The sequence below is a fragment of the Mycobacterium ostraviense genome, assembly GCF_002705925.1.
GTDB lineage: Bacteria > Actinomycetota > Actinomycetes > Mycobacteriales > Mycobacteriaceae > Mycobacterium > Mycobacterium ostraviense.
Genome location: NZ_NKRE01000001.1, coordinates 5,761,497 through 5,783,060 on the forward strand (window position 1 = coordinate 5,761,497; position 21,564 = coordinate 5,783,060).

19 protein-coding genes and 1 pseudogene are annotated in these 21,564 nt (G+C 67.3%); 13 read left to right on the forward strand and 7 right to left on the reverse strand.

From position 1 onward, the window contains the following. Positions 1–13: 13 nt before the first annotated feature. Positions 14–970 (reverse strand): hydrogen peroxide-inducible genes activator, encoded by a 957-nt coding sequence (locus CDN38_RS26850; RefSeq protein WP_075511597.1) that lies wholly within the window; start codon positions 968–970, stop codon positions 14–16. Between the two features lie 106 nt (positions 971–1,076). Between CDN38_RS26850 and CDN38_RS26855 the strand changes: the two genes are divergently transcribed. Together CDN38_RS26855 and CDN38_RS26860 are read left to right on the forward strand one after the other, a co-directional pair. After that, a complete protein-coding gene (locus tag CDN38_RS26855; protein ID WP_036418803.1) occupies positions 1,077–1,664 on the forward strand; it encodes a peroxiredoxin in 588 nt (195 codons plus the stop codon). 17 nt (positions 1,665–1,681) lie between these two features. Further along, complete coding sequence (locus CDN38_RS26860; RefSeq protein WP_075511635.1) at positions 1,682–2,218, forward strand: alkyl hydroperoxide reductase; 537 nt, start codon at positions 1,682–1,684, stop codon at positions 2,216–2,218. A gap of 9 nt (positions 2,219–2,227) precedes the next feature. Here the strand turns inward: CDN38_RS26860 and CDN38_RS26865 are convergent, their stop codons facing one another. Continuing rightward, the gene (locus tag CDN38_RS26865; RefSeq protein ID WP_075511596.1) at positions 2,228–2,665 is read right to left on the reverse strand and encodes a DUF1810 domain-containing protein; all 438 of its coding nucleotides are present in this window, start codon (positions 2,663–2,665) and stop codon (positions 2,228–2,230) included. A 57-nt stretch (positions 2,666–2,722) separates the two neighbouring features. Between CDN38_RS26865 and CDN38_RS26870 the strand changes: the two genes are divergently transcribed. The 7 genes and pseudogenes from CDN38_RS26870 (at position 2,723) to CDN38_RS26905 (ending at position 8,565) form a co-directional block, all read left to right on the forward strand. Then, complete coding sequence (locus CDN38_RS26870; protein WP_075511595.1) at positions 2,723–3,964, forward strand: alpha-hydroxy acid oxidase; 1,242 nt, start codon at positions 2,723–2,725, stop codon at positions 3,962–3,964. 105 nt (positions 3,965–4,069) lie between these two features. Continuing rightward, positions 4,070–4,330, forward strand: a pseudogene (locus tag CDN38_RS26875) (S16 family serine protease); the annotation flags it as partial. Between the two features lie 844 nt (positions 4,331–5,174). Beyond that, positions 5,175–5,564, forward strand: a complete 390-nt coding sequence (locus tag CDN38_RS26885; RefSeq protein ID WP_082277211.1) for a nitroreductase family deazaflavin-dependent oxidoreductase — start codon at positions 5,175–5,177, stop codon at positions 5,562–5,564. Positions 5,565–5,570: 6 nt separating this feature from the next. After that, positions 5,571–5,903 (forward strand): TfoX/Sxy family protein, encoded by a 333-nt coding sequence (locus CDN38_RS26890; RefSeq protein WP_099319280.1) that lies wholly within the window; start codon positions 5,571–5,573, stop codon positions 5,901–5,903. Positions 5,904–5,944: 41 nt separating this feature from the next. Continuing rightward, on the forward strand, positions 5,945–6,580 hold the full coding sequence (locus CDN38_RS26895) for an endonuclease (protein ID WP_075511592.1): 636 nt from the start codon (positions 5,945–5,947) through the stop codon (positions 6,578–6,580). A 7-nt stretch (positions 6,581–6,587) separates the two neighbouring features. Next, positions 6,588–7,313 carry a DUF72 domain-containing protein gene (locus CDN38_RS26900; protein WP_075511591.1) on the forward strand — a complete coding sequence of 242 codons (726 nt, stop codon included), beginning with the start codon at positions 6,588–6,590 and terminating at the stop codon, positions 7,311–7,313. A gap of 13 nt (positions 7,314–7,326) precedes the next feature. Further along, a complete protein-coding gene (locus CDN38_RS26905) occupies positions 7,327–8,565 on the forward strand; it encodes an NAD(P)/FAD-dependent oxidoreductase (protein ID WP_075511590.1) in 1,239 nt (412 codons plus the stop codon). A gap of 5 nt (positions 8,566–8,570) precedes the next feature. Here CDN38_RS26905 and CDN38_RS26910 read toward each other — a convergent pair whose 3' ends face one another. From CDN38_RS26910 to CDN38_RS26925, 4 genes are all read right to left on the reverse strand, one after another. Further along, positions 8,571–10,670, reverse strand: coding sequence for a Rossmann-fold NAD(P)-binding domain-containing protein (locus tag CDN38_RS26910; RefSeq protein ID WP_099319281.1), 2,100 nt, complete (start codon positions 10,668–10,670; stop codon positions 8,571–8,573). Positions 10,671–10,783: 113 nt separating this feature from the next. Further along, positions 10,784–12,277: an acetyl-CoA acetyltransferase gene (locus CDN38_RS26915; RefSeq protein WP_075511588.1), complete on the reverse strand. Its 1,494-nt coding sequence runs from the start codon at positions 12,275–12,277 to the stop codon at positions 10,784–10,786. A gap of 59 nt (positions 12,278–12,336) precedes the next feature. Beyond that, positions 12,337–14,727 (reverse strand): CaiB/BaiF CoA transferase family protein, encoded by a 2,391-nt coding sequence (locus CDN38_RS26920; RefSeq protein ID WP_099319487.1) that lies wholly within the window; start codon positions 14,725–14,727, stop codon positions 12,337–12,339. Between the two features lie 78 nt (positions 14,728–14,805). Continuing rightward, entirely contained in the window at positions 14,806–15,315 is a 510-nt protein-coding gene (locus CDN38_RS26925; protein ID WP_075511587.1) for a GNAT family N-acetyltransferase, read from the reverse strand. A 98-nt stretch (positions 15,316–15,413) separates the two neighbouring features. On the opposite strand from CDN38_RS26925, the gene CDN38_RS26930 reads away from it, so the two are divergent. The 4 genes from CDN38_RS26930 to CDN38_RS26945 all read left to right on the forward strand — a co-directional run bounded on the left by CDN38_RS26930 (position 15,414) and on the right by CDN38_RS26945 (position 20,509). Beyond that, positions 15,414–16,262: an SDR family oxidoreductase gene (locus CDN38_RS26930; RefSeq protein WP_075511586.1), complete on the forward strand. Its 849-nt coding sequence runs from the start codon at positions 15,414–15,416 to the stop codon at positions 16,260–16,262. Positions 16,263–16,307: 45 nt separating this feature from the next. Next, the gene (locus CDN38_RS26935) at positions 16,308–18,701 is read left to right on the forward strand and encodes a phosphoketolase family protein (RefSeq protein WP_075511585.1); all 2,394 of its coding nucleotides are present in this window, start codon (positions 16,308–16,310) and stop codon (positions 18,699–18,701) included. 251 nt (positions 18,702–18,952) lie between these two features. Continuing rightward, positions 18,953–19,627, forward strand: coding sequence for an MOSC domain-containing protein (locus CDN38_RS26940; RefSeq protein ID WP_075511633.1), 675 nt, complete (start codon positions 18,953–18,955; stop codon positions 19,625–19,627). Positions 19,628–19,795: 168 nt separating this feature from the next. Continuing rightward, complete coding sequence (locus CDN38_RS26945; protein ID WP_075511584.1) at positions 19,796–20,509, forward strand: CPBP family intramembrane glutamic endopeptidase; 714 nt, start codon at positions 19,796–19,798, stop codon at positions 20,507–20,509. 6 nt (positions 20,510–20,515) lie between these two features. Here the strand turns inward: CDN38_RS26945 and CDN38_RS26950 are convergent, their stop codons facing one another. Next, on the reverse strand, positions 20,516–21,547 hold the full coding sequence (locus CDN38_RS26950; RefSeq protein WP_099319283.1) for a zinc-binding alcohol dehydrogenase family protein: 1,032 nt from the start codon (positions 21,545–21,547) through the stop codon (positions 20,516–20,518). Between the last annotated feature and the right edge of the window lie 17 nt (positions 21,548–21,564).

Here is a 21,564-nt window from a genome sequence, read left to right on the forward strand (position 1 = left end):
CGTTGCTACCGGTTCAGAGCTGACCGCCGGCGCTGTGCGTGAGCAGGCGCACCGGTTGTTCCGCGGCGACCACTTCGCCGATGATCCGGGCAAGCCGCCGATACGACTCATCGCGACCACTCGACGAGCGGTATGCCAGGCCAATTCGTCGACCCGGGCGGGGCGCGTCAAAGTGCGCGAGCCCGACGCGGCTGCGCGCGGCCTCGACGGTCACGGCGCTCTGCGGTATCAGCGTGACCCCCAATCCGGCTGCCACACATTGGGCGGCGGTGGCCAACGACGCTGCCCGCGTATCAGCGAGCTCGGCGCGGACCCCGGCTTTGTGGCAGAGGTCCAGGGCCTGATCGCGCAGGCAATGGCCCTCGTCCAGCAACAGCAGCGGCAACGTCGCCAGCGTCGCGGCCGGTACCCGACGCTTGCCGGCGAGCGGGTGCCCAGGAGGTAGCGCCAATACGAAGTCCTCCTCATAGATGGGGATCTGCGTAACGCCGCCGGAATCGGCGGGTACCGCGATCATGGCCGCATCCAGCGCGCCATCACGCAAAGCCGCCAGCAGGCGTGGGGTCTGATCCTCGATCACTTGCGCGGTCAGCGCCGGGAGTCGGCGGGTGAGTCCGGCCAGCACCGTCGGCAGCACGTAGGGCGCCACCGTGGGAATCATTCCCAGCCGGATGCTGCCGTGCAGCGGATCGGACACTCCCCCGGCGGCGGCGCTGAAGGCCTCCGCCGCCTCGACCACAGCCTGCGCGAGCGGTAGCAGTTGCATGCCCTCGGCCGTCAAGAAGACCCGACGCGTCGAACGCTCGACGAGGTGGGTGTCGAGGCCGGCCTCCAGCGCTGCCAACGCTTGCGATAATGTCGACTGGCTTACACCTAAAGTGGTTGCGGCACTGCTGAAATGCTGCTTCTTGGCGACGGCGACGAAGGCCCGTAGCCCGGCAAGCGTCGGCTGATAGCTCTTATCGGCCATGCCGATAAGCATGGTGTGATATATCACCTCTACTTTCGGGCCGGTTTCGCGGCATCATGGGTGTCGCGCCGGCTAATCTTGACTAAATCTAGATTAAGGAGTGGGTATGTCCTTGTTGACAATCGGCGATCAGTTCCCCGCCTACCAGCTCACCGCGTTGATCGGCGGCGATCTGTCGAAGGTCGACGCCAAGCAGCCCGGCGACTACTTCACCACCATCACCAACGAGGACCACCCCGGCAAGTGGCGCGTGGTGTTCTTCTGGCCCAAGGACTTCACCTTCGTGTGCCCGACCGAGATCGCGGCGTTCGGCAAGCTCAACGACGAGTTCGAGGACCGCGACACGCAGATCCTCGGAGTGTCGATCGACAGCGAGTTCGTCCACTTCCAGTGGCGCGCCCAGCATGAGGACCTGAAGAAGTTGCCCTTCCCGATGCTTTCCGACATCAAGCGTGAGCTCTGCCTGGCCACCGGCGTGCTCAACGAGGAGGGTGTCGCCGACCGGGTGACCTTCATCGTCGACCCGAACAACGAAATCCAATTCGTCTCGGCCACAGCCGGTTCCGTCGGGCGCAACGTCGACGAGGTGCTGCGGGTGCTGGACGCCCTGCAATCCGACGAGCTGTGTGCCTGCAACTGGCGCAAGGGTGACCCGACGATCGACGCCGGCGAGCTGCTCAAAGCTTCGGCGTGACGGCCGGAGGAGAACAGGTGAGTGTCGAGGATCTGAAGGCCGCGCTACCCGAGTTCGCCAAGGACCTCAAGCTGAACCTGGGCTCGATCACGCGCAGCACCGTGCTGAACCAGCAGCAGCTGTGGGGAACCCTGCTGGCCAGCGCCGCGGCCACGCGAAACACCCAGGTGCTGGCCGATATCGGGGCCGAAGCGGCCGACAACCTGTCGGAACCGGCATACCAGGCGGCGCTGGCGGCGGCATCGGTCATGGGCATGAACAACGTGTTCTACCGCGGCCGCGGCTTCCTCGACGGCGAGTATGACGACCTGCGCCCCGGGTTGCGGATGAATGTCATCGGCAACCCGGGGGTAGACAAGGCCGATTTCGAGCTGTGGTGCTTCGCGGTGTCGTCGATCAACGGCTGCTCACACTGTGTGGTCGCCCACGAGCACACCCTGCGGGCGGCGGGTGTGGGCCGGGAGGCGGTGCTGGAGGCCTTGAAGGCCGCAGCCATCGTTGCCGGTGTGGCACAAGCGATTACCGCCGCCCAGACATTGGCTGCCGTTGGCTGACCGCCCGATCTAGGAACCCTTCAGGCGCGCCAGCGTCGCCGGATCCTGCTGCCCGCCGCAATACCGGGCGATCAGCGCGACGAAGTCCTCGTTGTCAGCGGTGGCGCAGGCGAACAGCGTCATCGACGGGCGCAGCTTGAGGTTGTCGGGCCAACCGAAGATCTCTTCGATGGAACGGCCCTGCACCTGGTTGACCAGCTGCGTGCACTCATGCAGGCGCGGTCCGAGCACGTCATGGTCCAGATACGAGCGTGCCTCCGCTATCGACGAGATGCCGTAGTGATCCGCCATCGGGCTGTGGCCCAGCCCTTGCAATTGCGGGAAGACGAACCACATCCAGTGAGTTCGCTTGCGTCCCGACCGCAGCTCCGCAACCACGTCGCGGTAGACCGGAGCTTGCGCGTCGACGAAACGCTTCAAGTCGAAGGGGTCGGATGGTGTTGTCATACGACCACGGTTGCACACTGGTTGGGTGACACGGCTGAGCATCGGTTCCCGCGGGTAATGGCGATCCGGCGACGGGTGCCCAAGGTTGGCGACCTGGCGCCGCTGATTCAGTTGAGAAGGCCCCGATTCGGCCGCACCAAGCGGCGCCTGGATGCCGCGCTGACCATCGAGGACCTGCGACGCATCGCCAAGCGGCGGACCCCCAGGGCCGCGTTCGACTACACCGATGGCGCTGCCGAGGACGAGCTGTCGATTCGGCGGGCCCGACAGGCGTTCCGCGACATCGAGTTTCACCCCACCATCCTGCGTGACGTCACCACGGTGTGCCCGGGTTGGGACGTCCTCGGCCGGCCGGTGGCGTTGCCGTTCGGGATCGCGCCGACCGGGTTCACCCGGTTGATGCACACCGAAGGGGAGATCGCCGGCGCGCGGGCGGCAGCCGCGGCGGGGATTCCGTTCGCGATGTCCACCCTGGCCACCTGTGCCATCGAGGATCTGGTGGCCGCGGTTCCCCAGGGCCGCAAGTGGTTTCAGCTGTACATGTGGCGTGACCGGGACCGGTCGATGGCGTTGGTCAAGCGCGCGGCGGACGCGGGATTCGACACCATGCTGGTCACCGTCGACGTTCCGGTGGCCGGTGCCCGGCTGCGCGATATCCGCAACGGCATGACGATCCCCCCGGCGCTCACGCTGCGCACCGTCCTCGACGCACTGGGGCACCCGTGCTGGTGGTTCGACCTGTTGACCACCGAACCGCTGGCGTTCGCGTCGCTGGATCGCTGGTCGGGCACCGTCGGTGAGTACCTGAACACCATGTTCGACCCCAGCGTCACGTTCGAGGACCTGGCCTGGATCAAGGCCCAATGGCCGGGCAAACTCGTCGTCAAGGGGATTCAGACGCTCGACGACGCGCGTGCCGTGATGGATTGCGGGGTCGACGGCATCGTCTTGTCCAATCACGGTGGCCGCCAACTGGATCGGGCGCCGGTTCCGTTTCACCTGCTGCCGTTGGTGGCCCGCGAACTCGGCAAGCACACCGAGATCCTGATGGATACCGGCATCATGTCGGGCGCCGATATCGTCGCGGCAATCGCGCTGGGAGCGCGGTGCACGTTGGTCGGCCGGGCCTATCTCTACGGGCTGATGGCCGGCGGCGAGGCGGGCGTCGCACGCGCCATCGAGATCCTGGGAAGTGGTGTGATCCGGACCATGCGGCTGCTGGGTGTGACCTGCTTGGCGGAGCTGTCGCCCAGGCACGTGACGCAATTGCAGCGGTTGGGGCCTCGTCCAACTGCGTGATGCTCGCGTCGCGATTGCCGCATTCTGGCTCCCGGGCTGTGCCTGCCGACCTCGAGCGCGACCATGTCGGTGCCGGTGCTGTTCACCGGAACCATCGTGTTGCCCGGAATGGTGGTCCGCTTTGACGTCGGCATGACCGGTGAGGTGACGCTCAACGGGCGGGTGTTGCCGATTGGCGGAGTCAAGAAGGAGCTGCTCGCCGCCCAACGTGCAGGACTGTCAACGGCATTATTCCGTCACGCAACGAACCGGACCTCGACGATGTGCCTGCTGAAGTGCTCGAAACGCTCGACGACCGACGTCACAGGAATCGTCGCGCAGGGGCTCGAGGCGGCGGCTGCCCGATACTGCTGGTCAGTCCATTGATCCCCGGCGAACGATGTGAATTTCCATGCCGAGTGCCGTAGAGACTGCTGGCAAAAAATCTGACTAGGGCGTTTCCGCCTTCCGGAGTCCGGGTAGATCACGCTAAGGGGGTCATCCCCCACCCCCATGACCAAATGGGGAGTGGGCGGTAAGTGAACAGCACGTCCAAGCTGTTGCGCTGCCAGCGTGGCAGTCAACCGCTCGACAAGGAGTCCGCATGAAGATCAGCAAGATGGCGGCTACGGCTGCGATGACCGGTGCTCTCGGGTCTGCGGCGCTGGGAATCGGCGCCGGTTTGGCGCAAGCCGATCCCCCGGGGCCAAATGTGCCCGGTCCGGTTCCCGGCCCAAATGTGCCGGGGCCGGACCCGAATTTGACGGGGCCGTATATACCGGGGCAGCCCATTTGTAGCGGCGGCCCGGGAGTCAACTGTAACGGTCCAGGCAGCCCGCTTCCGCCCGGACAGCGCGGCGCCCCGCCGCCGGGACACTACAATGAGCCGATCCGCTACGGACTGCCGGCCACGTGGAGTCCGCCGGATTTTCCTGACGTTAACCTCCCGGTCGTGTACAACCCAGCCGTCAATGCCTGGGGTGTGTTCACCGCGGACGGTCAGTTCCACGTATTCCCGGGCGCGGAGGCCGGGGGCAGCGTCGGAGGCGGTACGGGCGCCGAAGTCGGGTAGGGAGCGCATGCCATACACAGCTCCTGAGTAACAGAAGTGGTGACAGCCGCCCCCACGTGGGGGCGGCTGTTCGCATGCTGGTACCCCACCGTAAACCGGCGGCGCTGCAATCCAGCGCATAGACCACGCAGCCCGAGAAATGCGGCAGAATTGCTAACCGTGAATAATGTTCGGGATTTGAAGCGTCAGGTGGTCCATGGTTTTCAACGGCTGGTAGCCAACCCCCTTGGTCGGAAGTTGCCGCTGACCATGCTCGAAACGATAGGCCGCAAAACAGGACAACCACGCTGCACCGCCGTCGGCGGAAAGGTCATCGGCAATCAGTTCTGGATGGTGTCCGAACACGGCGAACATTCGGATTATGTCTACAACATCAAGGCCAACCCGGCCGTCCGGGTGCGCATCGGCGGCCAGTGGCGTACCGGGACCGCGCATCTGCTGCCGGAAGACGACCCGCGGCAGCGGCTGCGCGACCTGCCCCGGGTCAACAGCGCGGCTGTGCGCGCCATCGGGAGCGACCTGCTGACCATTCGGGTCGACCTGGATTGACCGCGGATGGCCTACGACATCGACCTCGTGGAACGGATCCGCGAGTTGCTGGCGTCGCAGTCCGGCGTGGACGAAAAGCGGATGTTCGGCGGGCTTGCCTTCCTGATCGATGGGCACCTGGCCGTGGCCGTCAGCGGTGAGGGCGGACTCCTGGTCCGGGTGCCGCCGGCGGCCACCGACAAGCTGCTCGGTGGCGCCCACGTCAGCCCCATGGTGATGGCCGGCCGGCAAACCCGCGGGTGGTTGCGTATTGCCGCTGAAGGGGTGAAAACCAAACGGCAGCTTCAGGGTTGGGTCACGCGCAGCGTGACCTGGGTGCACAGCCTGCCGCCGAAATGACCACCCGGTTTGCGGCCGGCAAATCCGGGTACGCCGCCCGTATGGACAGGCCCGAGCAACGGGTGAAACGACTGCTCGAGGTTGCCGGTACCAGCTACGCTGCCGAGGCCGGCATTCGCATCGATGACAAGCCGATGCCGCTGTTTCAACTGCTGGTGCTGTGCATGCTGGCCAGCAAGCCGATCGACGCCACCATCGCCATGCGCGCCGCGCGGGAACTGTTCGGGGCCGGCCTGCGCACCCCCAAAGCGGTGCTGGAATCCCGGAGACAGACCATGATCGATGCGTTCGGCCGGGCCCACTATGTGCGCTATGACGAAAGTTCGGCCACCCGGCTTACCGAAATGGCCGAGCGAGTTCGCGACGAATTCCGCGGCGACCTGCGCGAAATCGCGCGCCGCAGCGACCACGACCCGCTGAAGGCCAGGCGAATCCTCAAGCAGTTCAACGGGATTGGCGACACTGGTGCCGATATCTTCCTGCGCGAGGTGCAGGATGTGTGGACCTGGGCGCGACCGTATTTCGACGACCGGTCCACCGCCGCGGCCAAGGAGCTGGGCCTGCCCACCGATCCGGCAAAGCTTTCCGCGCTGGCCGCCGGCGCTAACGCCCGGCTGGCGGCGGCGCTGGTCCGCGCGTCCCTGGACGACGAGGTGCGCCGCCAGGTGACCGATTGAGCACCAAATGACCGTCCGGATCGGCACATCGGGCTGGTCGTATGACCACTGGTCCGACGTGCTATATCCGCCCGGGCTGGCATCTGCCCGGCGATTGTCCTACTACGTTCAGACGTTCGACACCGTCGAGCTGAACGCCAGCTTCTACCGCTGGCCCAGGGATTCGACGTTCGCGGGCTGGCGAGCCCAGTTGCCCGACGGGTTCACCATGTCGGTCAAGGCGCACCGCGGTCTGACCCACTACCGCCGGCTGGTGTCGCCCGAACCCTGGATCGAGCGGTTCGAACGCTGTTGGCAGTTGCTGGGTGATCGTCACGGCGTGCTGCTGGTGCAGCTGCATCCGGAGCAGCGCCGCGACGACGCGCGGCTGGATTCCTTCCTGCGCGGCGTTCCGGCGTCGATCCGGGTGGCCGTCGAGCTGCGCCACCCGTCCTGGAACGACCCGGCGGTATATGCGGTGCTGGAAACCCACCGCGCCGCCTACGTGGTGATGAGCGGCGGCGGTCTCGCGTGTATCCCGCGGGCCACCACCGACCTGGTGTACGTCCGGATGCACGGTCCCGATCGGGACGCGATGTACGCGGGTTCGTACTCGCCCGATGACCTGCGACGCTGGGCCGACTGCATCACCGACTGGGACGTCGAGGGCCGCGACGTGTGGATGTACTTCAACAACGACCTGGGCGGCCACGCGGTCCGTAACGCGCTGTCATTGCGGGAGCTGCTGAGCTAAGTAGGCTGGGGGCATGGCCAGTTCGACAACATTCGTCATCGTCGGCGGCGGGCTTGCCGGCGCCAAAGCGGCAGAAGCGTTGCGCTACAACGGTTTCGACGGCACCATCACGCTCTTTGCCGATGAGGAGCAGCTGCCCTACGAGCGTCCCCCACTGTCCAAGGAATTCCTGGCGGGCAAGAAGTCGCTTGACGAGTTCACCGTGCAGAACTCGGATTGGTATCGCGACCATGATGTCGACCTGCGGCTGGGCGCGCGGGTGTCGTCGCTGGATCCCGCCGCTCACACCGTCGGACTTCCCGACGACACCACCGTGCACTACGACAAGCTGCTGCTGGCGACCGGATCGGCTTCGCGTCGCCTGCCGATACCCGGCGCCGACGCCGCCGGCGTGCATTACCTGCGCACGTTCGAGGATGCGTCGGCGCTGAATTCCGCGCTGGCCGAGGGCTCTTCGCTTGCGGTCGTGGGTGCGGGCTGGATCGGTCTGGAGGTGGCCGCCAGCGCTCGGCAGCGCAACGTCGATGTCACCGTGGTGGAGGCGGCCCGGCAGCCGCTGTCGGCCGCGCTGGGCGACACCGTCGGCAAGGTGTTTGCCGACCTGCATCGCGATCATGGTGTGGACTTGCGGCTGGAAGCGCAGGTGGCCGAGATCACGACCGAGGGCGGCCGGGCCAGTGGGCTCAAGCTGGGCGACGGGTCCGTCATCGCCGCCGATGCCGTGCTGGTGGCTGTCGGCGCGAAACCCAACATCGAACTCGCCCAGCAGGCCGGCTTGGCGATGGCTGACGGCGGTGTCCAGGTCGATGCCTCGCTACGGACCAGCGATCCCGATATCTACGCCGTCGGTGACATCGCCGCCGCGGAGCACCCGCTGCTGGGCACCCGGATCCGCACCGAACACTGGGCCAACGCGCTCAAACAACCCGCGGTGGCAGTCGCCGGAATGCTCGGCACCCCAGGCGAATACGCGGAGCTGCCCTACTTCTTCACCGATCAGTACGACCTCGGGATGGAGTACGCCGGCCACGCGTCCGGCGTCGAGCGGGTGGTGTTCCGCGGCGACGTCGCCGGCCGCGAGTTCGTCGCGTTCTGGCTCGACGGCGACAACCGGGTGCTGGCCGGGATGAACGTCAATATCTGGGACGTGCTCGACGACGTCAAAGCCTTGATCCGATCGAAAGCCCCGGTCGACGCCGGCAGGTTGGCTGATCCCGCATCGCCGTTGGCCGAAGCGCGGGTCGGCTCTTAGCGCTCTTAGCCCATGGGCTTCCAGGTGTGGTCGATGACGTCGGGCGGCGGCTGAGCCTGCAGCCGTTCGCGCTCGGTGCGTCGGCGTTTGACCCGCAGCCGGGCGTCGGCCGGCATGGTGACCAGCTCGTCGCAGGTCAGGTAGTACACGTCGTCGACGGTGTCGATCAGGTCCGCCGCAGCCCGCCGAGATCCTAACTCGCGCAGCGTCATCCGGAGTTCATGGGTGAACCGGATGGTGGTGTCGTGAGCCAACTCTCGCGAACTGCGAGCACTGGCCGCCAACCGCTGGGCAAACGTCGCCGGTGGTGCCGGCTCGGCGGGCGCCGTAGCGGCTTGCGCGGCGAGGATCAAAAGTGGCGACGGGTCGTCGCCGAACGCCGGGTTGGCCAGCTCCGCTTCCCCCGGGCCGCGGTGCCCCAGCTGGGCTACGACGGCGTCGAGGGCCGCGGCGGCCGACGGCGACAGCGCCCGGATACTGTCGACGTTGCCTTCGCGGGCCAGGGCGCACAGCGGTGCATCGGCGCGCAGGATATCCGTCAGCTCAGTGCTCACCGCCGCGACGCGACCGCTCTCCATGATCACCCCGATACCGGACACGCTGGATTTCGCGTGTGTGTGCTCCAGCGTCGCCGCGGTGATGCCGGTGTCGATGACCCATAGCGCCGTGAGGATCCAGCCTTGGTGAATCCGGTCCCGCAACAAGCGAACTCGTACTTCCAGGCTGGCGTCCGGCAGTTCTCTCAGCTGCCCGGCATCAACGTGCTCTGCCGACACTGCGGCAACGTAGGCCTGCGTGTCAGCCCGCAGATGACGCAACAGCGACAGCGACCGAGCCGTCACGACCACCTTGGCGACCGACCCGAGTGCTCCGCCGGCCAACTGGGGTCGCCCAAACGGCAGCAGGCCCGTGGGCGGTTGATGGTCCCCCAGCGTCCGGCGGGTGATGGCCTGCTCGTCCCAGCCCGGCAGCTGGCTGGCGGCGACGATGTTGGCCGACACGCCGACGTAGGGGCGATGACCGAATACCGCGATGGCCCGGCTCTCCCACTCCTGGGCAACCACGTCTCCCAGTGCCAGGATTCGACCCATGGCCCGACCTGCGGCACGCAGTCCAACCATCTGGACGTCCAGTGTCATCGGGGTCAGCGGGCCGGGCAGCGCTTCGGCGAGACCGGTTGCGCTGAATACCGGAAACCGCGGATCGATCCGGTCGTCGAATTCACCCTCGAGCCCGTCGGGCCCCACCGAGTTCACGGTCGCGCCGTAACGGGGAAACGACCGCGGGACCGGCTCGACCGGCAGCGCGAGTTGGCCTGACCCGATGGTCGCGCCACCACGATCCAGCCGCCGGCCCACCAGTCCGCGACCGGTATCCACGATCGCCTCGGTCGCCTGCCACCCGTACTGAAATTTCCAATCTTCTTGGGCCGCAGCGGTGTCCATCTGCGGAATCAGGTCAGCCCAGCGGCGAATCCGGTGCGTTCGCAGGCGTGGATCGGCCGATTGCAGCAGCCGCCACGCGGTGACCAGGTTCGCGGCGTCCGGTGTGGCGAGGTCGACGACACCGTTGCGGTCGGTGTTCAGCGCCAATACCAGGAAGCGAACCAGGTCGTCGAGGTGCAGCACCCGCATCGGCTGCGCTGACACCCTGCTGCGCAGCAGCGTGGCCACCGTCCGGCAGACCATCCAGTCGAGGTGCCGACCGACCGGCGGCGCGATGCGAATCACCAAGTTCGGCGCCCAAGAACTGGCCACCAAGGCCTCGGCCTGCTGATAGAGATCGGGTGACCCCGCCGCCTGGGACACGAACAGCAGCCGTGCACCCGCGCGGGAGGCCGCATTGCTCACATGCGCCAGGCCGTTGAGGCCGGCCGCGCCCGGTGCGCTGGTGTCCACCGGGGCCAGATGGATCACCGCGTCCGCTTCGGCGGCTAACTCCAGCAACACCGGGTCGCGCAGCGACGCGCAAACAAAATCGACACCGGAATCCAGGGATGGGTGTCGGTGCGGGGCGGTGCCGCTGACCGTGTGTCCGGCTGCGATCAGCTGGCGTGCTACCAGTCGCCCGACCGCGCCGGCAGCATCGGTAACCAGGACGTGCACCCTGCCCACCTTCCCCAACGTCTTGTCATGACAATAAGCACGCCGGCCCTACTTGCGCGACAAATTGAGTCCGGACCGTGACCCGGAAGGGCGTTCGAAATCGTCGCGGCCGGTTACCGCAACGTCGCGCTGCCGTCGGCGGCGATGGCAACCTTGGCCCCGGCAATGTCTCCGGTGTCTTGGTGCACCGTCGCTTCGGCCGTATCGGGATCGGTGATCACCCCCAAACTTCGTGCCCCGTCGGGCGTGCGCACGGCCACAAAGGTCTTCTCGGGCCGGCCCTCCCGGGTGAACGGCGTGGTCCACGCCTCGACCGTGCCGATTCCCTCCCACTCGACCAAACCCGCCGTCGTGGGCTCGCGGTCCACGACCGGCTGCACATCTTCCCATCGAAATTCCGCGGGCGGCTCGGTGCTGTATACGCCGAAGCTGTGTTTGGTCAGGTAACCGCCGTTTGCGGTGATCAGGCCGCGGCTGCCGGGGTTGGCCGCCAGCAGTTCGGCCATGGTGGCGATGGAGTGGGTGACGTAATTGCTCCACGGGCCCCCGGCGAAGGTCAGGCCGCCGGTGACCGTCAGCGGGCGGGCGGGGTCGTCGGTCGCCAGGCCGAGTTCAGCCGCGGCGACCTGCACGGCAGAGGGGAAGCACGAGTACAGGTCGACGTAGTCGACATCGTCGGTGGCCAGGCCGGCCAGCTCCAGCACACGCGCACCGCCGATCCGGATTGCCGGCGACCGGTAGAGCTCGGCCCGCTCGGCGATCGCGGGTGTGTCGTGGGCGTCGGTACCCGCGTGCGGGTAAACCCAGCGCTCCCGGGGGACCTGCAGGCGGGTGGCATGCTCGACCGACGTCAGGATCAGCGCCGCACCCTGGTCAACCATGTTGTTGGAGTTCATCAACTTGGTGTAGGGCCAACTGATCATCCGGTTCTGCGGGCCGGGCCGGCAAATCTCCTCGGCGGTCATCGGGGTGCGGATCCAGGCGTAGGGATTGTCGACCGCGACGGCGTTGAAGCGGGCCCACAGCCGACCGACCCGGCGCCGGTGATCCTCCATCGACTCGCCGTTGGCGATGCGCAGGGCCTGCTCGAACAGCGGGTAGACGTAGGCGGGTCGGTCCAGCTTGATCCTGAGCTCGGCCTCCCCCGCCATTGGGACGTCGTCATCGGCGATTTCAGGCAGCGGAACGGATTCGTCCTGTCGGGTCCACACCAGCCGGCTGCCCTGGGACTTCAGTCCGGTCCTGGTACGCCAGGTTTCGGCGCCGCCGATCAGCACCACGTCGGCGCGACCCTGCTGGATGTCCAAGCATGCCTGGCTGACCAGCGACTGCGGCGTGTTGCCGCCGACGCTGCCGTAGCCCGTGGTGAAGCTTGCCGCCTCGAGGCGCTCACCGAGCAACTGCCCCGGGTTTCGGTAGTGCGCCGACAGCATGTGCACGACGCGGATCGAGTCGACGGCCGCCAACACCCGAGAATCGGCGGCTTGCCGGGCCGCGGCGACCATCAGGTCGACCGGTTCGACCGACGGCCCGGCCGGGTCGATCTCGTCGCGATGGTTGACCTGACCGTAGCCGATCAGCACCGGAGTCCTGGGATCAACGGGCATGCCTCGAACCTAGCGCCGAGCCTGGGTCAGGCGCACACGAGCGTGACGTTCGCCGATCCCTACCCGCCGTCCGCCTCGAACAGCACGCCCTCGGCGATCAGCCGCTCGATCTCGTCCGGGCTCATCTCCAGCAGCTCGTGGCAGACGGCGTGAGTGTCCTGCCCCGCCTGGGGCGCCGGTCGGTGCGGTGAATGCGGGATATGGCGAAACGGCGCCGGGCCCGTCTCCGCCGGCAGCGGACGTGAAATCAGCGGATGCACCATGGTCGCGAACAGCTGTCGCTCGGCCAGCTGAGGATCCTCGAGCAGGTCCGGCGGACGGTTCATCGGGCCCGCAGCAACACCGCCCGACTGCAGTAGTTGGGCCGCCTGCAACGGGGTGCGAGTGCGCGTCCACGCCGACATCTCCGCCGCCAAGTCGGCGCGGTTGGCCCTGCGAGCCTCGGCCGTCGCGAAACGCGGGTCGTCGGCTAATTCCGGCTTACCGAAAATGGATGCAGCACAACGCCATTCGTCATCTGTACAGATCGAGATGACGCACCATTCGTCGTCACCGGCGCACGGGCAGACGGCATGCACGCTGATGTCGTCGCGGATTTCGGCGGGGCCGGCGGCCCGGGCCGCTTCCGTGACGAACAGCGTGTCGAGTTGATTGACGACGACGTCGGCCTGAGAGACGTGGACGTGGGCACCGGCTCCGCTGCGATCGCGGTGGATCAGCGCGGCCAGGGCCAGGATCGCGACGACACGTCCCACCACGTGATCGGGGAAGATCGTCGTCGCGTCGTAGAACCGATGCCGGGAGCCATCGGAAGGGGCTTCTTCAGACGTCCACACGCTGGTGACACCGGTGGTCGCGCGCACCAACGGGCCATAACCCAGCCGGCGGCTCCACGGGCCGCGGTTGCCGAACGCGCTGCTGCCGGCGAGCACGATCCGAGGGTTGAGACCACGCAGCTTGTCGTAGTTGAACCCCAGTGAGGTCAGCGTTCCCGGCTTGAAGTTGGCGAAGACGGCGTCGGCCTCGGCCACCAGGCGGGCGAAGATTTCCTTGCCCACGGTGCTGCGCAGGTCCACCCCGAATGCGCGGTGATTACGGTGGGTCCAGGCGAACGACTCGCTCATCGCCTCGCCGACGCGGGCCTGTCGCAGCCCGTCGGGGTAGTCGGCACTCTCGACTTTGATGACCTCGGCGCCTAAGTCGCCGAACAGGCGGCTCAGTTCCCCGCCGGCGACGATGATGCCGAGATCGAGAATGCGCAGCCCCTCGAACGGGTAGCCGCCCACCTCGCCCGCGGGCGGCGGCGGTGCCGGGTCGGCGAGCCAGCGCGGGTCGTGCCGGCCGGGGGTGGGCGCGGGGATGCGAAAGCCGGCGCGCTGCTCGTTGACGGTGAAATATCCGGTCGGCACCTTGGCGTGCACACCGGGGACGAGCTCGGCATCGGTGATCGCGCCCACCGCCTGGAAATGTTCGGAGGCCAGGATCCGCGACGGCGTCAGCACCGCCGCGATCGGCACCCCATGAGCCTGTCCGGCGGCCACCAACTCTTTCATGGTCTGGCCGGCGAACAGCGCCGCCACCAACAGACTGATCTGGGGCCACGCGGCAAAACGGGCCCCGATCACGTCGTAGCTGGGATCCTGAAAGTCTTGCGGCTCCCCCAACCAGCGGCGCAGGCCGCGCCACTGGCGCGGCGCCATCACGCACAACCGCACGTAGCCGTCCTGGCACGGATAGATGGGGTACGCGTCCTGGTTCCTGGGGCGTCCGCGCCACCGTGCGCTACTGCGGATGCCGGCCGCGACCTGCCCATGCGCCCCGAAGGCCGGGTCGAGCGCCATGACAACCGCGTCGAACCGCGCGAAGTCGATGTAATCGCCTGTGCCACAACGCAATCTGTTGTAGTAGGCGACCAACAGCGCCCAGGCGGCTTGGACGGTGGCGGTCGCCGAAGCGATGCCGTCCGGCGGTAACACCGGGGTGCCGGTGGTGGGACCGGGCCGCGACAGCGAGCCCGACATCGCATACAACACCGGATCGGTGGCACGCCACCAGGATCGTGGCCCCGAGGTACCGAAGTCGGTGAACGACAACACAACCAGGTGCGGGTGGCGATCGGCTAGTTCGGCACACGGTGTCCCGTAAGCGGACGCCGCTCCGGGAAGGCCGCTGTCGACCACGATGTCGGCGTTGGCGGTGAGTTCCTCGAAACGCCGGCGGTCGCGCTCGTCGAGCGGGTTCAGCACCGCGCTGCGCTTGTTGGCGTTGTGCACGGCGAACGCGATGCTGGTGCCGGCCAACGTCGGCGGGACGACGCGTCCCGGACTGCCGCCGGGAGCTTCCACCTTCAGGACGTCGGCACCCAGATCGGCCAGTAACCGGGTGACCATGTCGGCGCTACCTCGGGATAGGTCCAGGACGCGTACCGCATCCAGCAACCCGTCGGCCATCCGCACACCGTACCGGCGGCCGCCCACCCCCGTGCGCCTCATCCCGACGCGGGAACTCGAAAGCCGTGCCGCCCGGGATCAGACCGGCATGCGTTGGTAGCGCAGTTGTTCCACCGTCGTGGCCCCGAAGACCTCGGTGCGCCGCGTGCCGTCGAAGCGCCACCCGTCGCGCTCGTAGAACCGCCGGGCGCGGACATTGCCGTCCAGCACCCACAACAAAGCGTGCCTGACCCCGACCCGACGCAGCCGATCTCGGGCAGCGGCCATCAGCAAACGGCCGACCCCGCTACCCATCCAGGCCGGATCGACGTAGATTGCCATCAGCTCACCGGAATTCGGCAAGTCGTGGTCCCGGCACAGGCCCGTGGTGGCCAAGCCGCAGATGGCCAAACCGTCGACGGCCACCACGGTGGTCGGCAGCCGAAGGCCCATACGGCCGAACGTATACCGGCGCGCCCACACCTCGGGCCGCAGACCGTCGAGGTATTCCTGGTCGATGAGTCCCGGGTAGGCGCACTGCCACGACCGGACGTGGACCCGAGCCACCGCTTCGGCGTCCTCCGGGACGGCCGCGCGCACCTGCGTCACCGTTGCAGTATCGGCGCGGTTGTTGCGCAGCGTGCGGCCGGGTGGTGTGCTTACCGGATTGCCTAGTTGACACCCGTCAAGCCCCGGAGAGGACGAACATGGCAGACACGGCATCCCTCGGTGTCAAGGTGCGCGGCAAGGTCATCGTCATCACCGGCGGCGCGCGAGGCATCGGATTGGCGACGGCAACCGCCCTGCACAGGTTGGGCGCCCGGGTTGCGGTCGGCGACATCGACGAGGCAAAGGTGAAGGAATCGGGTGCCGACCTTGGGCTGGACGTCTACGGCAAACTCGATGTCACCGACCGAGATTCGTTTTCGGACTTTCTCGACCGGGTCGAGCGCCAACTCGGCCCGATCGACGTGCTGATCAACAACGCCGGCATCATGCCCGTCGGCCGGATTATCGACGAGCCGGACTCGGTGACCCGCCGCATTTTGGACATCAACGTCTTCGGGGTCATCCTGGGCAGCAAGCTGGCCGTTGAGCGGATGGTCCCGCGCGGGCGTGGGCAGGTCATCAACGTCGCCTCGCTTGCCGGCGAGCTCTATGCGGTGGGGCTGGCCAGCTACTGCGCCAGCAAGCACGCGGTCGTGGCGTTCACCGACTCGGCGCGGCTCGAATACCGCTCGGCGGGCGTGAAGTTCTCGATGGTGTTGCCGACGTTCGTCAACACCGAACTCACCGCCGGGACCGCCGGGGTCAAGGGATTCAAGAACGCAGAACCGGAGAACATCGCCGACGCGATCGTGCGCCTGGTGGCTCACCCGAAGCCGCGGGTGCGGGTCACCCGGGCGGCGGGCGCGATGGTCGTCTCGCAGAAGTTCATGCCGCGGCCGGTGGCCGAGGGACTGAACCGCATCCTGGGCGGCGAACACGTCTTCACCGACGACGTCGACGTCGCCAAGCGCAAAGCCTACGAGGCCCGCGCTCGTGGACAGGACTGAACGGCTTCAGCTGGCAGTTCACCGAGGGCGCGCACAATCGGCCCGGTGAGCCCTGAAACCCCGACAGCCGCGACCCTCTCCGACGACGAACTGGCCCGCATCGACGCGTATTGGCGGGCCGCCAACTACCTGTCGGTCGGCCAGATCTATCTGCTGGACAACCCGCTGCTGGCTGAGCCGCTGTCGGCCGAGCACGTCAAACCCCGGCTGTTGGGACACTGGGGCACCACACCGGGGCTCAACCTCGTCTACGCACACTTGAACCGGGTCATCCGCAACCGCGACGCCAACGTCATCTACGTCACCGGTCCCGGGCACGGCGGCCCCGGCCTTGTCGCCAATGCCTACCTCGAAGGCACCTACAGCGAGGTGTACACCGGCATCGGGGAAGACACCGAAGGACTGCGCCGGCTGTTCCGGCAGTTCTCCTTCCCCGGCGGCATCCCCAGCCATGTGGCGGCCCAGACCCCGGGGTCTATTCACGAGGGCGGCGAGCTGGGGTATGCGCTGGTGCATGCCTTCGGCGCGGCGTTCGACAATCCCGATCTGGTGGTGGCCTGCGTGGTCGGTGACGGCGAGGCCGAAACCGGCCCGCTGGCGGCCAGCTGGCATTCCAACAAGTTCCTCAACCCCGCGATCGACGGGGCGGTGCTGCCGATCCTGCACCTCAACGGATACAAGATCGCCAATCCGACGGTGCTGGCCCGCATCCCGCCCGACGAGCTGGAATCGCTGTTGCGGGGCTACGGATACCGGCCGATCACGGTGTCCGGCGACGACCCGGCCGGCGTGCACCAGCAACTCGCCGCAGCGCTCGATGACGCGTTCGCCGAGATTGCGGCCATTCAGCACGCCGCCCGCGCGGGCGAGAATTCCGTGCGGCCGGTGTGGCCGATGATCGTGCTGCGCACCCCCAAGGGCTGGACCGGGCCGAAGGTGGTCGACGGCAAGAAGGTCGAGGGCACCTGGCGTTCGCATCAGGTCCCGCTCGCCGACACCCACGACAGCGCCGAGCGGCGCCGGCAGCTTGAAGAGTGGCTGCGCAGCTACCGGCCCGATGAGCTGTTCGACGACAACGGCACGTTGCGGGCCGAGCTGCGGGCGCTGGCACCGACCGGTGATCGGCGGATGAGCGCCAACCCGCACGCCAACGGCGGGCTGCTGCTGCGCGACCTCGATCTTCCCGACTTCCGCGACTACGCGGTGCCGGTGGCACGTCCGGCCTGCGAAACGCACGAGGCCACCCGGGTGCTCGGTACGTATCTGCGCGACGTGATCCGGCGCAACCCGGATCGGTTCCGGCTGATGGGCCCGGACGAAACCGCGTCGAACCGGCTCAGCGCCGTGTTCGAGGCGACCGGGCGAACCTGGCTGTCGAAGACCACCGCCGACGACGATCACCTGTCTCCGACAGGCCGGGTGATGGAGGTGCTGTCGGAGCATCTGTGTCAAGGCTGGCTGGAGGGCTATCTGCTGACCGGCCGCCACGGCATGTTCGACTGCTACGAGGCCTTCGTGCATATCGTCGACTCGATGTTCAACCAGCACACCAAATGGCTGTCGACCAGCCGGGAACTGCCATGGCGGCGGCCGATCGCGTCGCTGAACTACCTGCTGAGCTCGCATGTATGGCGCCAGGACCACAACGGCGCCTCGCATCAAGATCCCGGATTCATCGACCTGGTCGCCAACAAACGACCCGAGGTGGTACGCGTTTACCTGCCGCCCGACGGCAACACATTGTTGTCGGTGGCCGACCACTGCCTGCGCAGCCGTGACTATGTCAACGTCATCGTCGCCGGCAAGCAACCAGCACTGTCCTACCTCGCCATGGACGAGGCCGTCGCGCACTGCACTCGCGGGCTCGGCATCTGGCAGTGGGCAAGCACGGCGACCGGTGAGCCCGACGTGGTGCTGGCCTGCGCGGGAGACGTGCCGACGCTGGAGACCCTGGCAGCCGCGGACATTCTGCGGCGGGAGCTGCCCGGGCTGGGTGTGCGGGTGCTCAACGTCGTCGACATCATGCGGCTGCAGCCGGAGTCCGAACACCCACATGGCTTGGCCGACAAGGAATTCGATGCATTGTTTACTCGCGACAAGCCGGTCATCTTCGCCTACCACGGGTATCCGTGGTTGATCCACCGGCTCGCGTATCGCCGCGCCAATCACCCCCGTATCCATGTCCGCGGGTTCAAGGAACGCGGGACCACGACGACACCGTTCGACATGGTGATGCTCAACGATCTGGATCGCTTTCACCTGGTCATGGATGTCATCGACCGCGTTGACGGGCTGGCAAGCCGAGCCGCCGTGCTACGTCAGCGGATGGCCGACGCCCGGCTCGCGGCGCGTCTGCACACCCGTGAGCACGGCGCCGACGACCCCCGGATCGCGGGATGGGCCTGGGAGTCGAACGAGCGGACCGAACGCAGGCAGTGACGCCGAGCGAGACGACCAATTAAACCGACCCGGCGACGTTCGTAATCCATGGCCCTGCCACTGGCCGCGCTGGCCGAAGTGGAGCCCTTGCTCGCCGCCGAGCGGCCGCGCCCGACTGCTCGGTCCACCGCTTTTCTCTCGACTGGCCATCGCGGCCCGAAACCGGTTACCCAGGAAGCCGACTGACCCGGAACCAGACGATCGCGCGCCGTGTCTGCCGGCCACCAGCGCTGCAGCGCTAGCCTGTGCGGGTGGCGCATGTCTTGTCGGTGAACCTGGCCCGTGCCCGAGTAAACCCTGATCCGCGCGCATTGTCCAAGGTGACGGGCATCGACAAGGTGGCGGTAACCGAGCCGGTCATGGTCAGAGCGCCGGGCCCGATGCACGGTGGTCTGGGCAGCGGGCTGGTCGGCGACACCATCGGCAATCAGAAATTCCATGGCGGCGACGACCAGGCCGTTTACGCGTATGCACGAGAAGACCTGGACGGGTGGGAATCTCAACTCCAGCGCACGCTCAGCAGCGGAATGTTCGGCGAGAATCTGACCACCGTGGGCATCGATGTGACCGGCGCGCGGATCGGTGACCGATGGCACGTCGGCACCGACGGCTTGGTGCTGGAAGTATCCGCGCCCCGGACACCGTGCCGGACGTTTTCGGCGTTCCTGGAATTGAGCCATTGGATCAACACCTTCACCCAAGCAGGGAAACCCGGGGCCTACTTGCGGGTGATCTCGCCCGGAACGGTTCGGGCCGGTGACGCGATCACGATCGACCACCGCCCCGATCATGACGTGACCATCGGCCTCGTCTTCCGCGCCCGAATGTCGGAACCCGAGCTGCTGCCCCAGCTGTTGGTGGCCGACGCGCTCTCAGCCGAACTTCTGGCCTACGCGCGCCGCAGGCTGACGTCGAACGGGGGTTGACCCGCTGCGGCTCCGAGCTGGTTCGATGATCGTGTCGACACGTGGTCCGGTCTGCGCCGCCCGAAGCAAGCGGGCATTCGGCTGCGCGCAGGTAGACTCGCCACAATGCCTAACCCAGCTCCGGACCAAGCCGCCGTCAGCGCTCAGCCAGACACGCCGGCATTGCTGATGCCGAAACTTGAGCGGTTGCGGATCCACGTCGATGTCGCCGTCGTCGTCGTGGTGCTGGTGCTGACCAACCTGGTGGCACACTTCACCACGCCGTGGGCCAGCATCGCGACCGTCCCGGCTGCCGCCGTCGGTCTGCTGATCCTCCTCCGGTGGCGTGGGCTGGGCTGGACCGAACTGGGTCTGGGTCGTCAGCACTGCAGATCCGGCCTGGGATATGCGCTGGCTGCCGTGGCCGTGGTGGTGTCGGTGATCGCCGTCGGCGTGCTGGTGCCGGTGACTCGACCGATGTTCCTGAACAACCGCTACGCGACGGTCTCGGGCGCGCTGGTCGCCTCGATGCTCGTCATACCGCTGCAAACCGTCATTCCCGAGGAGCTGGCGTTCCGCGGTGTCCTGCACGGCGCCCTCAATCGTGCCTGGGGATTTCGCGGCGTCACGATGGTGGGCTCGCTGCTCTTCGGTCTTTGGCATGTCGCGACGTCATTGGGCCTGACCAGCACCAATATCGGCTTCACTCGATTGTTCGGCGGCGGGATCGTCGGGATGCTGGCCGGGGTGACGTTGGCGGTGTTGGCCACCGGCGCTGCCGGCTTCGTGTTCAGCTGGCTGCGTCGTCGCAGCGGCAGCCTGATCGCACCGATAGCCCTGCATTGGTCGCTGAACGGGTTGGGCGCGCTGGCCGCCGCTGTGGTCTGGCACCTGAGCACCTGAACCCGGTTAGACCAGCAGCACGGCTGCACCCGCGATGCGCCCAGAGCTGAGGTCGCTCAGCGCACGATCGGCTTGTCCCAACGGGTATTCCGGAGTGGTGACCTGGATGTGATGGTGCGCCGCGAAGTCGAGAAACGCGCGCGCGTCGGCCCGGGTGTTCGATGTGACCGACCGGATCTGGCGCTCCTGGAAGAGGTGCCGCTGGTAGTTCAGGGCCGGGATATCGCTGAGGTGGATGCCGGCGATCGCCAACGTACCGCCCCGGTCCAGGGCCTCGCAGGCGGGCAGCACCAGGTCGCCGACCGGAGCGAACAGAATGGCAGCGTCCAGCGGCACCGGGGGCGGGTCGGCGGCGCCCTGGGCGGAGGCGGCGCCGAGGTCGAGCGCCAGCCGGCGCGCTTGCGCTCCGCGGGTCATCACGTGCACCTCCGCGCCCTGGGCCAGCGCGACCTGCGCGGTGATATGGGCGCTGCCGCCGAAGCCGTAAAGACCCAGCCGACCGCCGGGCGGCAGCCCCGCCCGCATCAGTGAGCGGTAGCCGATGATGCCGGCACACAGTAGCGGCGCAAGCTCGCTGTCGCTGTAGCCGCTGGGCAGGTGGTGCGCGAAAGCCGCTGGAACCGTGGTGAATTCGGCGTATCCGCCGTCGGCGTCCCAGCCGGTGTAGCGCGACTTCGGACACAGATTCTCGTCGCCCCGCAGGCAGTACTTGCACACCCCGCAGGTGTGGCGTAACCAAGCGATACCGACCCGGTCCCCGACCTGGAACTCGTCGCCGGCGTCGGCGCCCACCTCGATGACCTCCCCTACCACCTCGTGTCCGGGAGTCACCCGTTCGCGGTGCACGGGAAGATCGCCCTCGGCGACATGCAGATCGGTGCGGCAGACCCCGCACGCGTGCACCGCCACCAGCAGGTCAGCCGGCCCGGGCTGCGGCATCTCGGTGCTGACCCGCTCGAGCGGGCGGGTGTCCATCGGGCCGGGCCGGCGTACCTGCCAGGCGGTCATTGTCGGGGCGGTCACCGCTGCGGACACCACCTCATCATGCCGCAATC